We start from the raw sequence: 12,764 nt of genomic DNA, 5'->3' as shown, positions 1-12,764 counted from the left end.
TGTGTGGGAAGGCCGCTCACAGGGCGGCGGGGTAGTAGATGAGGGACCGGTCGAGGCCGCGGGCGACCACGGCGGCCGCGTTGCGGAACAGCCGGAGGTTCGCCCGGTTCCGTGGGGCGAGGCCGGGGTTGCCGTCCTCCCGCAGGTGGGACTGGGCCGCCGCGTCCTCCCACCGGCCGGCGTTCGCGGCGGCGTTGAAGCCCGGCCAGCGGGTGGGGAAGAACGAGCCTGTCCAGGCGATGCTGTGCGCCCCGAGCCGGGCGTCGGCGGGCCAGTCCGCCCACCCGGGGAAGAAGGCCGAAAGCCGGGCCTCGTTGACGTCGAACCGCTCGCGGACGAGCTCGTCGATCGCGGCGTCGGGCAGCTCCAGGGTGTGGATGGCCTTCGCCGCGAGGTGGCCCTTCTTCGCGAGGTCGGGCGCGTCCTTGATCCGGTGCCACTCGGCCACGATCTCCGCGCGGGTGGCGGGCGTCCCGGTGTCCTTGTGCACGAACGGCAGGGCGGCCGCCTCCTCGGGGGAGTCGACGAGGTTGCCGACGCCCGTGGTGACCAGGCCCTTGACGTCCTGGTACAGGTAGGGGAGCCGGCCCTCCAGCGGGGCGCTGAACTCGGGGAAGAAGTCCCTGACCGATCGCGCCGAGCCGGTCGGCCCGCCCGGTGCGGCAGGCTCGGGAACCTCCTCGGCCAGCGACCCGATCGGCAGCCCCGGCCAGTCCTCGATGGGCCGGGGGAAGCCCTCGGCCACGGAGCCGTCGTCCGGGTCGAGCCTCGCGTACTCGTTCCCGGAGAAGATGTACGGGTTGCCGCTGGGCCACCACAGCGCCGTCTCGATCCGCGGGAACGCTCCAGGCCAGTCGTCGGCGACCGACTTGGTCTCCGGGTCGATCCGGCCGGTTGTGCCGTCGAACTCCTGGTACTCCTCTCCGGAGAAGAAGTAGGCGTTGCCGCTGCCCCAAAGGATCGCGGCGTCGATGCCGGACTCGAACAGCCCGGGCCACATCTCGGCGATCGGCCGCGGGCCGTCCAGCACGATCCCGTTCTCGAGGTCGTACGACAGGCACTGGTCGCCGCGGAAGAAGAAGACCGAGCCGTCACTCCACGGCAGGGCGGCGTCGATGTCCGCCTCGAACAGGCCGGGCCACTGGTCGGAGATCGCCAGCGGGTAGCCCTCGTCGGCGCCGTCGGCCTCGACGTCGTACCGGATGTAGCGCTCGCCGGTGAAGAAGTACGCCTTCGCCCCGGACGGGGCGACGAACCCGCAGAGCTTGTCCACGGCCGTCACCCCCCGGCCCGGGGCGCGGGCTCGCCCGACACCGTGCCGACGTGGCGGAACCCGCGCGACTCGACCAGCGTGCCGCCGGCCGCCTCGATCCGCTCGACCGTCCGGGGCCGCAGCCGCAGCTCGGCGAAGTCGCCCGTCGCGGCGACGAGGTACTCGACCCGGCCGTGGACGGCCTCGTCGTCGCGGGTCCAGATCGCGCCGGACACCGCGCTGAACCGGGACGGCACGGTGACCTCCTCCTCGATCGCGGCCACCAGCTCCTTCTCGAAGGTCTCCTGGATCATCCGCAGCGGGAGGTGGACGGCGGCCATCACCAGCGAGTGGCCGTCCTGCGTCCGCAGCACGTCAAGCGCCGTCTCGTCGTCCGGCGCCGCGCCCGCGACGAGCCGGAAGCGCGGCTCCTTGGTGTCGGCGCCGAGCCGGGCGATCCGGGGGCGCATGCCGAAGAACCCGGTGTCGCTCACCAGGATCGAGTTCACCACGCAGCGGTACGCCGGCGGGAACCCGTAGCCGGCCTCGCGGTACAGGCTGCGCGTGAACAGCGTGCCGGGAGGGTGCGGCAGGTCGCCCGCGCCCGGCATGACGTCGCCGGTCATGGCCTCCTCGAAGACGGAGTCCACCGTCGAGGGGTGCAGCCGGATGTCGCAGAAGGTGAGGTTGCGCATGCTCAGACCGCCGTTCCGGTGACGCCGATCTGCATGTGGATGTGGTTCTTGTGGGCCTCTCGGCCGTGCGGCGTCCCGGGGGCGGTGGCCGGGTGGTCGGGGTGCATGATGAAGCTGCGCTCGCCGATGGACGTGGGCGTGTCCAGCCCATCGGGGCCGTCGGTGCGGTCCTGCCACTCCGAGGCGACGAACTCGTACACGGCGCGCCAGAAGTCGCGCGTGAACGGGTCGGCCTCCTCGTCGTCGAGCCGGTAGGACGTGTCGGACCCGGTCCCGGGCGGCCAGTTCCCGCCGGGGGTGGCGGTGGTCGACACGGTCCCCCAGTCGTCGTTGACGGTGAGCGTCCACTCCTCGCCGTCCTCGGCGACCGCCTTGACGCCGACGAAGTCGACCGCGCGGCCCTGGCCGTGGCAGTCGGTGCGCGGGCGGCCCTGGCTGTCGACGCCGCCGCCGGAGATGCCGAGGTGGTACAGCTCGACGACGTTGTAGGTGTCCTTCAGCCACTGGCACAGCCGCACCAGGGCGAGGGCGTTGCGGGGGTCCAGCCGGTCGGGCGCCGCCGGGTGGCTGGGCTGCCCGAACGTCACCGTGCCCGACGCCAGGTAGCGGACGACGACTCCGGCGACGTTGCCGTCCTGGGGCTGCTCGCCGTCCCAGCCGTCCAGGCTCACCCCGTCCGGGCCGCCCTCCCCCTCCAGCCGGATCACGTCGCTCGACTGCAGGTCGAGCAGCTCGGCGTAGGCGTCTTCCTTGCTGATCGCGCGTGCGGGATCGCTCACGATCCTGGTCCTTCCGGTGCGGTACGTCACCGCTGACGCGGTGGTCGGTCGCAGGACGGATGGCGCGGGGGGACCGGTGATACAGCGAATCTCCGCGAATTTTCCGGCGGGCCGCGGTCGGTCTACGGCCGGGGCCGATCCGGCCGGGGCGCGGTCGTCTACGGCCGGGCGTCGATCCAGCCGGTGATGACGGAGGCCCCGGCGGACGTGCGGACGTGCAGCCGGAAGCGCCGGGCCGGGACCGGCTCGATCACGAACCAGCCGACCTCGTCGACCGGGACCTCCCGGACGGGGCCGTCGTCGTCGCGCACGAGGACCGCACCGGACTGCGCGGGCACCAGTTGCCCGCGCACCGCGTCGGGATGGATCTCGGCCTCGATGGACAGCTCGCCGGCGGCGAAGCTCAGCACGCGCGGCCCCGAGCCGTCCGGCCGCGGCTCGTCGCGCAGGCCCGCCGGTTCCCGGGCCGGGAGCAGGGAGTCGAGCTGCAGCTCGGCCAGCTCGGCGTCCACGGTCCGCCACGCGAAGGCCGCCTTCCCGGCACGCACGAAGGACTCGGGCACCCGGGCCTCGCGCACCGCGTGCCCCAGCTCCTCGAGCAGCCGGTCGTCGTCGTCCCACCAGCTCGGTGCGTCCGTCACGCCGTCGCCCCCGTCCACGTCGACCGCCTAGGCCGGCTGGAGAGCGGCCAGCGCCCGGCTCCTGCGCAGCCTATCCAGGCAGCGCCCGCGGCTGGGGCCGATCGCCCCCACCGGGACGCCGAGCGCGGCGCTGATCTCGGCGTAGGAGGCCGGCGGTTCGGCGAACAGCATGCTCAGCAGCTCCCGGCACCGGGCCGGCAGCTCGGCGAAGGCCGTGCGCAGGGCGTGCCGCCGCTCCGCCACCAGTATCTCGCCGTCCACGCCGTCCTCCTCCCCGCGGGCGCCCGGCTCGGGGGCGTCCACCGGAACCTGCCGCTTACGGGCGCGCAGCAGCTGCAGGCACTGTCGCTGGGTGGTGCGGACGAGCCAGCCGGGAAGGGCGGCCGGCTCGTGCAGCGTGTCGAGGCGCTCCACCAGCCGCAGCCAGACGCCGCCGGCGACGTCGTCCGCGTCGCTGCCGGTCACGCGGTATCGGCCGCACACCCCCCAGACCAGCGGCGCGTACCGCTCGACTATCGCGTCCCACGCCGCGGCGTCGCCCTCGCGCGCCCGGAGCACGAGGTCGACGACGACCGGATCGTCGCGCATGACCCGTCAGCCCTCGAGCGGGTACGGCCGGACCTCGGCGGCCTCGGCCAGGAGCTTGTCCAGCGCCTGCCGGGGCGTCACCGAGCCCGGGACCGTGCGGGCGGCGACCGCGCCGGTGACGAGGGCGGCCGAGAAGGAGGTGCCGCTCCACCGGGCGTGGCCCTGGAAGGTCTGGCGGCGGCCGTCGATGTCGACCTCTCCCGTGAGGTACGAGCCAACGACCCCCTCCCCGGGCGCCAGGCACGCCACCCACGGGAGGTCCGGGCTCCAGCCGGGCATGACCGGGTGCCCGTCCACCGTGCCGTACGCGCCGACCGCGACGACGGGCGGGACGGCGGCCGGCCAGCAGGCCGAGCGCCGGCTGCGTCCGGAGCTGAGGTGGGGGAGCGCGCCGTGGTTGCCCGCGGCGGCCACGACCAGCACCCGCGGGGCGAGCCGCTCGATCGCGCGGGCGATGACCAGCGGCGGCCCCCCGGACAGCGTGAAGCAGCCGAGGGAGAGGTTGAGGATGTCCGGCCGGAAGGCGGCCGCCAGCCGCAGCATGGCCCGGGCCGTGTCCCAGGAGTCGGCCCGGCCCGTGCCGGGGTCGAGGACGCCCTCGACGGAGAGCTCCGCGGCCGGCGCCTGCCGCTGGATGAGGCTGCGCACGAACGCGGAGTGCCCCGAGCGGTACGGAAGCGGATGCTCCGCCGTACCCGGTTCCGTGGACGCGAGCGGGGTGTCGACGACGCCGACCCGCACGCCGCGCCCGGCGTCCTCGTGGCCGGCGAGCGACTGCGGCACGTCGGCGGGGCCGGCGGGCTCCGGCTGCCCGCCGTCCATCGGCTTGTGCCCCAGCACGTCGAACTCGCCCAGGGACATGGGCTTGTGCCCGAGGGCGGAGAACTCGCCGCTCACCAGGTGCATGGGCTTGTGCCCGCTCGCCAGGACCGCGCCGTCCGGCAGGGACATGGGTTTGTGGCCGTCCCCGATGACCGCGTCCACGACCCGGTTCTTGCCGATCGTCGGCACCCAGCCGCCGCGGTCGGCGGCCGCCTTCTCCCGCAGCAGGGCGAGGAGCTCGCCGACCTCGACGGAATCGTCGTCGGCGTCCTTGAGGTCGCGCAGGCGGGCCAGTCCGAGGAGCTCGTCCCGGTCGTCGGGGGCGAGGGCGGCGTGCACGACGCCGAAGTCGTTCAGCATGCGCTCGACGACCTCCAGGTGCAGGAGGTCGACGATGAGTTGGTCCGGTTGGTGCGATGTGGTGCCCGCGTCGACTGGCATCTGGATAGTGTCCTTCCCGGGGTCATGACTTGTCCGGAACGCGAACTTCCTCAGACGGAGCCACGAGGGCCTGGCCGTGATACATCCAACGCAGGAAACGCCGCCGGGCGCAAGGGCCCACGGGAACGCTCCAGCACCCGCTCCCGCCGTTCCCGCCGACGGCGGCACCGGCGGCCCGCCGCGCGTGGACGGGTCGCCGGAGCCGGCGGATGAGCCGCTCGCCGAGGCCGAGGCGGCGCTGGCCGCGGTCGACCGCGACCCCGTCTCGGGCCTGCCGACGGCCGAGAGGGCCGCCCGGCGCGCGGCCCGTGCGGGCCACGCCGTGGCGGCGTCCACCGCCGAACGCGCCTGGGGCCACGCGCTCCTGCACGTGGGCGAGCTCGACAACGCCGTCAGGCACCTGAGCCGCGCCGCCGCCTGGGGTGTGCGGGCCGGCCGCGCCGACCTGGCCGCCGAGGCGCGGTACAAGCTCGCCTTCGCGATCCTGCAACGGGGCAGGCCGCAGGCCGCGCTGCGCGAGATCGACGCCGCCCTGCCGGATCTGACCGGCATGGCGGCCGCCCGCGCCCGCGCGCAGCGCGCGATCGTGCTGCACGTGATCGGCCGCCTCGACGAGTCGCTCGCCGAGTTCGAGGTGGCGCTGCAGGTGCTGCGCCGGCACGCCGACCTGCTCGGCGTGCAGCGGATGCTGATCAACCGGGCCCTCGTCCACTCCGACCGGCACGCCTTTTCCGCGGCCGAACGCGACCTGCTGGAGGCGGAGACGCTGGCGCGCGAGCTCGGCCGCCCGCTGACGATCGGCCTGATCGCCAACAACCTCGGTCTCATGGAGACGCTGCGGGGCGACGTACCGGCCGCGCTGCGCCACCTCGACCGGGCCGAGCGCATCATCGGCGCGCACGGCGCTCAGCTGGGCACGCTGCACCAGGACCGGGCCGAGCTGCTGCTGTCGGTGGGGCTCACGGCCGAGGCGAAGGCGGCCGCCGCCCGCGCGGTGGACGCCTACCGCCGCGAGCGCCGCTCGCTCAAGGTGCCCGAGGTGCAGGTGCTGCTCGCACAGGCCGAGATCCTGTCCGGCGATCCGGCCGCCGCGCTGGGCCACGCCCGTGCGGCGCTGCGCCGCTTCCGCGCCCAGGGGCGGCGGGAGTGGGCGGAACTGGCCCGGCTGTCCGCCCTGTCCGCCCAGCGCGCCGCCGGCCGCCGGCCGCGCCTCCCGGCGGCGGTCATCGACGTCATGGTCGCGACCCTGGACGCGGCGGGATGGCCCGCGGCGGCGCTGGACGCCGCGATCGTGGCCGCCCAGGTGACCGCCGAGCGCCGCGTCCGGCGGGGTGAAGAAGGGCCCGGCCGCTCCGGAGACGCTGGTGACGCGCGGGCGGGGGCGGAGCCCGCCGCAGAGGGGCGTTCCCGGACGGCGGACGTGGCCGCCGGCTACCTGAGCCGGGCCGCGGCGGCGTCCCGGTCCCGGGGACCGGCGCTCGTCCGGGCGCGCGGCTGGTACGCGCGGGCGCTTCAACGGCGTGCCGAGGGGGACGCGCGCGGCGTGCTCGCCGCCGTACGGACAGGCCTGCGGGTCCTGGACGAGCACGCCTCAGCGATGGGGGCCACCGACCTGCGGGTACACGCGGCGGCGCACCGGGCCGACCTGGTGGCGCTGGGACTGGAGGTGGCCTTCGAGGCCGGCCGCCCCGACGGCCTCCTCGAGTGGTCGGAGCGCGCCCGGGCCAGCCGTCTGCCGGCCGCGCCGGTCCGTCCGCCCGACGACCCGGTGCTGACCGCGCTGCTGGCCCGGCTGCGCTCCGTCACGAGGGACCTGGCCGGTCAGGCGGCGGCGCCCGCCCCGCTGCTCGCCCGGCAGGCGGACCTGGAACGGCGCATCCGCGACCACAGCCGCCGACTCGCCGGCACTCCCGGCGACGCGCCCGCGGCCCCGGTAACGCCCCGGGACCTCGCCGCCTCGCTCGGTCCGTGGGCGCTGGTCGAGTACGTGCGCCGGGGCGCCGACCTGCACGTGCTCACCGTGGTGGACGGCCGCGTGGGCGTCCGGCGCCTCGGAGCGACGGCCGAGGCGGCCGACCTGATCGAGCGGCTGACGTTCGCCGTGCGGCGCGGCGCGCGCCCGGACGCCCGGCCCGAGCTGCTGGCCGCGTCCGCCGCGCTGCTGGACGCCGCGGCCGCCCGGCTCGACGCCCTGCTGCTCGGGCCGTTGGCCGAGATCGGCGACCGCCCGCTCATCGTGGTGCCCACCGGACCGCTGCACAGCCTGCCGTGGTCCCTCCTGCCGTCCTGCGCGGGACGGCCCGTGACCGTCGCGCCGTCCGCGACACTGTGGCACCTCGCCCGGACCCGCCTCGCGTCGGCGGACGGAACGGACGGTGACGGCAGGGGCGGCGCGGCCCTGGGGCGCGCGGGCGTCGCGGCCGGGGGACGGGTGGTCGCGGTGGCGGGGCCGCGGCTGCCGGCCGCCGGGCCCGAGGCGGCGGCGGTCGGCGCGATCCACGACGGCACCGTGCTCGCCGGGGCCGCGGCGTCGGTCGAGGCGGTCTCGGCCGCCCTGTCGCGGGCCGGGCTCGCGCATCTCGCCGCGCACGGCCACCTGTCGGCGGAGAACCCGCTGTTCTCCGGCATCGCCCTCGCCGACGGGCCGCTGATGGCCTACGACGTGGAACGGCTACCGCGGGTGCCGCACACGCTGGTGCTCGCGGCCTGCGACAGCGGTCGTTCCGTGGTCCGCACCGGCGACGAGCTGATGGGCCTCGCCGTGGCGTTCCTCGCCCGCGGCACGTCCCAGCTCGTCGCCTCGGTGCTGCCGATCCCCGACGCGGCGACGACCCCCGTCATGGTGGCCTTACACGAACGGCTGGCCGCCGGGCGCACGCCCGCCGCCGCCCTCGCCGAGGCCCAGCGGGCCGTCCGGGGCGACGACCCGCGGACGGCCGCCGCAGCGGCCGGCTTCGTGTGCATCGGCGTCGGCGCCGTCCCGGTCTTCGGCCGCGATCCGGGCCGTGATCGGGCCGCTGCCGGCGCCGGCTGACGAGGCGGTGGTCGCCTCGCCGACGCGTGCCTCGCCGCCGGCAGCTCGTTCAGGTCCGGGTCAGCCCTGCCCCTGCGGGACGTTCAGGGGGAAGCTGCCGGGGGCCGTGTCGGTCCACGCCGAGGTGTACGACCGGAGGTAGCTGGCGAGGAACGGCGAGACGTCGCCCTGCGCCGGGGTGTCGAACCGGACGTTGTCGAGCGCCAGCGAGAGCGAGGCCGAGCCGACCGTGATCGTCTGGTTCGACGGGGTGTCCGACCACGACCGGGTCGTGTTGGTGCCGATGCCGACGACGAGCTGGTGGCCCTTCGCCAGGGTCCACTCCGTCGACTTGAGGTCGAACTCGACCGTGCCGGTCCTGACGAGCGACATCTGCTCGTCGAACATCACGGCCGTCCCGTCGGGGGCCACGTCCCACATCCGGATCAGGACGTTGCCCTCGCCCTGCGCGGTGAAGGACACGCGCGGCGTGCCGGTGACCCGGACATCGCTGTTGACCGGCTTGGACCACGAGTAGAAGCCCTTGCCGTCGTCGGTCGTGCGCGGCTTCGGGCCGTAGCCCTGGTCCTGCGGTCCCGTGGGCAGGTCAGGCGCGTGCTCCATGTCCCACACGCCGGCGTCCTCGGCCGTCTGTGGCGCGGCGGTCCGCGCGCGGCCGTTGTCGACGTAGCTGCCGGGCTGGAGGCGGACCGTCGTCTCACGCTTCGCCACCGGCCACGAGTCCTGGGCGCGCCACACGCCGTCGCTGCCCTCGACGAGGAAGTTCGGATCCTCGACGGACGGGGCGACGCCCTTCAGGTGCAGGTCGTAGAAGCGCATGACCTCGTCGAACCAGCCGGCGCGGCCCATGAGGAGCCTGCCCTGGCTGTCGGTCTCGTTGCCGCGGACGTGCTCCCACTGCCCGAGCCAGCCTCGCGTCGGGCCGGCGTGGTTCGTCAGGTACCGCTGGATGTCCTCGGGCTTGGTGTTGTTCTCTATGAAGCCCTGCGTGACGAAGAGCGGCACCTGCGATCCCTTCGCCATCGCGGCGAGGTCACGGGCCTTCCAGTAGCCGGAGGTGCGGTCCGGGTCCTGGGTGTCCTTGAGGTTGTTCGCGAGGCACTCGGGGTGGGTCTTCTCGTAGTCGGCGTTCTGCTTGTAGTGGTCCGAGTCGTCCTTCATGCCGGGCAGGCTCGCGATGCCGTTGTAGGCCCGCGGGGTGCCGAGGTAGTTCGGGCGCCGGACACCGTTGCTGAAGAGGTAGTTGTACATGTCCCACAGCGGCTCCGAGGCGACGACGGCCGCGAGCCCCGGGCGGCCCTGGTTCGCGCCCACGAGGCCGGTCACCGCGTCGTACGACTTGCCGTACATCCCGACCTTGCCGGTCGACCACGGCTGACTCGCCGCCCAGTCGACCGCGGCCCGGATGTCGGCCTGCTCGCCGGGGCCGACCCAGTCGAGGCAGCCGGTCGAGCCGCCGAAGCCGCGCAGGTCGACCATGACGACGGTGTACCCGCGCGCCATGAGGTCGGCGCCCTCGATGAGGTCGTTGAAGCGCGCGGACGGGCCGGTTCCCGTGAAGCCGTCGTTGCCGGTCTGCCCGATGTGGCCGAAGTACGGGCCGACGGACAGGATGACCGGCGTCTTCGCATCCGAGGGCAGGTGGGCGGGTCTCAGGACGTCGGCGTGCAGCTCGACATCGCTGCCGTCCGAGGACGGGAAGTACTGCTCGGTCCACAGCGCTCCGGCGGGGACCCGCACGTTCTCCTCGTGGGAGACGGCGTGACCCGGTGACGGGATCGTGGCGGCCTGTGCCGGGGCGGACATGGCAAGGGGTGCCAGGCCACCGCACAGGAGCGCCGCCGAGGCGAGCACGGGGACAGTACGTTTGTGACGCACGTGGGGGTTCCTATCGTGGGGGGCGTCGACGCCGGCTCCGACGTCACATCGACGCTATGGGTGCCACCGCAGGCTCGCATCCTGCAGATGTCGGAAATTCAGCTCTGCGCACTTCGATGAATGCAGTATCAGAGGACCACCCCGTGCCTACGAGGATGTCGTCCTGCTCGCCGCGCAAGACGACGATGGGGGTGCTCGCAACCCGCTGTGCGACGCGAGCGAGATCCGCTGGAAGGCCGTGGACACCACCAACGGCCACTGGCGGGCTGAGCGGCCGGTCCGCCGGTGAACCTTTCATCCCCATCTTGCTGGTCGGGCATCGGCATCACGGCCGCCTGGCCTGGACCTCACCTGCGGGCGACCGCTACTCACGATCAAAAGGGCTCAATGCGGATGTCACACTAAAGCCGGATCTTCGCTCTTTGATGTCGTCCATAGCGTCATCAGACCGGAGAACGGGGATCGACTCATGCTGACTCGCAGGGATTCTCTGCGCCTGCTCGCGGGCGCCGTCGTGGGAGCCGCCGCATCGCCCGCCCGCTCGGCGATCGCGGCCGACACTCCTCCCGCCTGGACGGTCACCGGCTCGAGTTCGCCGTCGCTACAGCCCTTCGACGACCTACTGAAAAGCTTCATGGAGGCGCGGAGCATCTCGTACGCCTCGCTCGCCGTGGTGCGGCAGGGCAGGCTGGTGCTCGCGCGGGGATACAACTCCACGTCGGGCCCGGTCCTGGCCCAGCCGACGTCGTTGTTCCGCCTGGCCAGCCTGAGCAAGCCGGTCACGGCCACCGCGATCATGAAGCTTGTCCAGGACGGCAGGCTCAGCCTGTCGGCCACGGTGGCGCCGATGCTGGGGCTCAACACGGCCGTCGACTCCAGACTCGGTGACGTCACCGTGCTCCACCTGCTGCAGCACCTCGGCGGCTGGGACCGCTCCGTATCGTTCGACCCGATGTACCAGTGGGACTTCAATATCAGCAGCCGGCTCCAGGTGCCGCTGCCGGTGACACAGGCGAACATCATGGACTACACGTCGAGGTACAAGCTCGACTTCAAGCCCGGAGACAGGTACGCCTACTCGAACTATGGTTACATGCTGCTCGGCAAGGTCATCGAGAAGGTCACCGGCCTGCCGTACGCGACCTACGTCCAGCAGAACGTGCTCGCCCCGGTGAAGATCACCCGCATGACGCAGGGCCGCACGGCGCAGAGCCTGCGGCGGCCCTCGGAGATCGCCTACTACTCGCAGTACAGCGGGACGACCGTGCTGGACAACTCCGGGGCTCAGGTGCCGATGCCGTACGGGACGTTCAACCTCGAGAACATGGCCGCGCACGGTGCCTGGCTCTCCTCGGCCGTCGACATGGCGAAGTTCACCACGATCTTCGACGCGCCCGGCCTGCTCACCTCGTCGACGATCGCGCAGGTGTTCGCCCCGCCCGCCGTCGACTGGAGCGGCTCGTACTACGGCATGGGCTGGTCTGTCCGCCCCGTCAGCGGCGGCCTGAACACCTGGCACGACGGGGCGTACCCCGGCACCTCCACCCTCATGGTCCGGCGGTATGACGGGCTGAGCTGGGTCGTGCTCTTCAATCAGTGGAACGACGCCCTGGGCCAGAACTACACCGCTGACATCGACTACCCGTTGCACGTGGCGGCAGACAGCGTCACCTCCTGGCCGACCACGAACCTGTTCCCGTCCTACGGCCTGTGACCCTCGCCTGATCAGACCCTGCACGCCCCCGAGCCGATCGCCGTCGGCGCGAAGATCGGGGTGCGCGGACACCCCGGAACCGGCGGCGGCGGTTCCGGGGCGGGCGGTCGTTCCGGGATCGGCCTCCGGGATCAGGTCGCGAGGGCGGTGCGGCGGCCGCGGCGGGCCACTTCGCGCTCCAGGTACCACTCCACGGCCAGCAGCGGGATCGTCCAGCCGAGCCAGCCGGACAGACCGGAGATCGTCCACGCCATCAGGTCGGGGTCGCCGTGGAAGACGGTGTCCTGCAGCGGGGGCAGGGCGATGATCAGGATCCCGGTCCACAGCCGGTTGGTGATGATGGAGTAGGTCAGCACGGCGCTGCGCAGCATCCAGCGCCGGTGGTCGGCGTATCGGCGGGCGCGGGCAGCGCGCCAGCCGCTCACGGTGAAGGCGAGCCACAGCAAGGCGAGGAGCACGTCGCTGACCGCGAGGAACGGCCCGAACGGGGTGCGCGCCCCGATGACCAAGCCGGTCAGCCCGGCCGGCAGCACCCCGGCGAACACGTAGACCCGCCCCGCGCGCCGGTGCCATGCCGGGTGCCGCCGGCGGAACCACGGCCACACCTGGAAGAACGCGGTGACCATGGCGACCGTGGCGAACAGCACGTGCGCCACGAGCAGCGGGTAGTGCAGGCCGAACCCCTCCGGTTGCGGCACCCGGGACAGCGACGGGTTCCCGGTCAGGTACGGCGGCAGCGAGAAGGCGAGGAACCCGGCCGTGACCAGGCCGAGCGGCACCGTCCAGCGGCGCCGCCACCACGGACGCCGGCGGGCCGATACCGGCGGAGGACTGTCGATCGTCGTGTGCATGACGGCTCCAGGGGGACGGTCGGAGAGATGCGTATGCCATACGCTTAATGCGTACCATATACGCAAGGC

The 12,764-nt window shown here is 73.4% G+C and carries 10 protein-coding genes; 2 read left to right on the top strand and 8 right to left on the bottom strand.

Annotation, left to right across the window (positions count from 1 at the left end; genetic code table 11):
* Positions 1–16: 16 nt before the first annotated feature.
* The 6 genes from Msi02_RS17560 to Msi02_RS17535 all read right to left on the bottom strand — a co-directional run bounded on the left by Msi02_RS17560 (position 17) and on the right by Msi02_RS17535 (position 5,218).
* Positions 17–1,273 (bottom strand): hemopexin repeat-containing protein, encoded by a 1,257-nt coding sequence (locus Msi02_RS17560; RefSeq protein ID WP_204049351.1) that lies wholly within the window; start codon positions 1,271–1,273, stop codon positions 17–19.
* A gap of 5 nt (positions 1,274–1,278) precedes the next feature.
* Positions 1,279–1,947: a hypothetical protein gene (locus tag Msi02_RS17555; protein WP_204049350.1), complete on the bottom strand. Its 669-nt coding sequence runs from the start codon at positions 1,945–1,947 to the stop codon at positions 1,279–1,281.
* Between the two features lie 2 nt (positions 1,948–1,949).
* Positions 1,950–2,726, bottom strand: a complete 777-nt coding sequence (locus Msi02_RS17550) for a hypothetical protein (protein ID WP_204049349.1) — start codon at positions 2,724–2,726, stop codon at positions 1,950–1,952.
* A 158-nt stretch (positions 2,727–2,884) separates the two neighbouring features.
* Entirely contained in the window at positions 2,885–3,385 is a 501-nt protein-coding gene (locus Msi02_RS17545; protein ID WP_079313034.1) for a hypothetical protein, read from the bottom strand.
* Positions 3,386–3,394: 9 nt separating this feature from the next.
* A complete protein-coding gene (locus Msi02_RS17540) occupies positions 3,395–3,955 on the bottom strand; it encodes an RNA polymerase sigma factor (RefSeq protein ID WP_204049348.1) in 561 nt (186 codons plus the stop codon).
* A 6-nt stretch (positions 3,956–3,961) separates the two neighbouring features.
* Positions 3,962–5,218: a S8/S53 family peptidase gene (locus Msi02_RS17535; RefSeq protein ID WP_204049347.1), complete on the bottom strand. Its 1,257-nt coding sequence runs from the start codon at positions 5,216–5,218 to the stop codon at positions 3,962–3,964.
* Between the two features lie 184 nt (positions 5,219–5,402).
* On the opposite strand from Msi02_RS17535, the gene Msi02_RS17530 reads away from it, so the two are divergent.
* Positions 5,403–8,252 (top strand): CHAT domain-containing protein, encoded by a 2,850-nt coding sequence (locus Msi02_RS17530; protein WP_204049346.1) that lies wholly within the window; start codon positions 5,403–5,405, stop codon positions 8,250–8,252.
* Between the two features lie 60 nt (positions 8,253–8,312).
* On the opposite strand, the gene Msi02_RS17525 is transcribed toward Msi02_RS17530, so the two are convergent.
* Positions 8,313–10,130 carry a CocE/NonD family hydrolase gene (locus Msi02_RS17525; RefSeq protein WP_204049345.1) on the bottom strand — a complete coding sequence of 606 codons (1,818 nt, stop codon included), beginning with the start codon at positions 10,128–10,130 and terminating at the stop codon, positions 8,313–8,315.
* Between the two features lie 469 nt (positions 10,131–10,599).
* Between Msi02_RS17525 and Msi02_RS17520 the strand changes: the two genes are divergently transcribed.
* Complete coding sequence (locus Msi02_RS17520) at positions 10,600–11,844, top strand: serine hydrolase domain-containing protein (RefSeq protein WP_204049344.1); 1,245 nt, start codon at positions 10,600–10,602, stop codon at positions 11,842–11,844.
* A gap of 131 nt (positions 11,845–11,975) precedes the next feature.
* On the opposite strand, the gene Msi02_RS17515 is transcribed toward Msi02_RS17520, so the two are convergent.
* Positions 11,976–12,695: a DUF2306 domain-containing protein gene (locus tag Msi02_RS17515; protein WP_204049343.1), complete on the bottom strand. Its 720-nt coding sequence runs from the start codon at positions 12,693–12,695 to the stop codon at positions 11,976–11,978.
* Positions 12,696–12,764: the final 69 nt, after the last annotated feature.

This window comes from Microbispora siamensis (genome assembly GCF_016863095.1).
GTDB classification, from domain to species: domain Bacteria; phylum Actinomycetota; class Actinomycetes; order Streptosporangiales; family Streptosporangiaceae; genus Microbispora; species Microbispora siamensis.
Note: the sequence above shows the minus strand (reverse complement) of the source record. Positions and strands in the feature narration are given on the sequence as shown.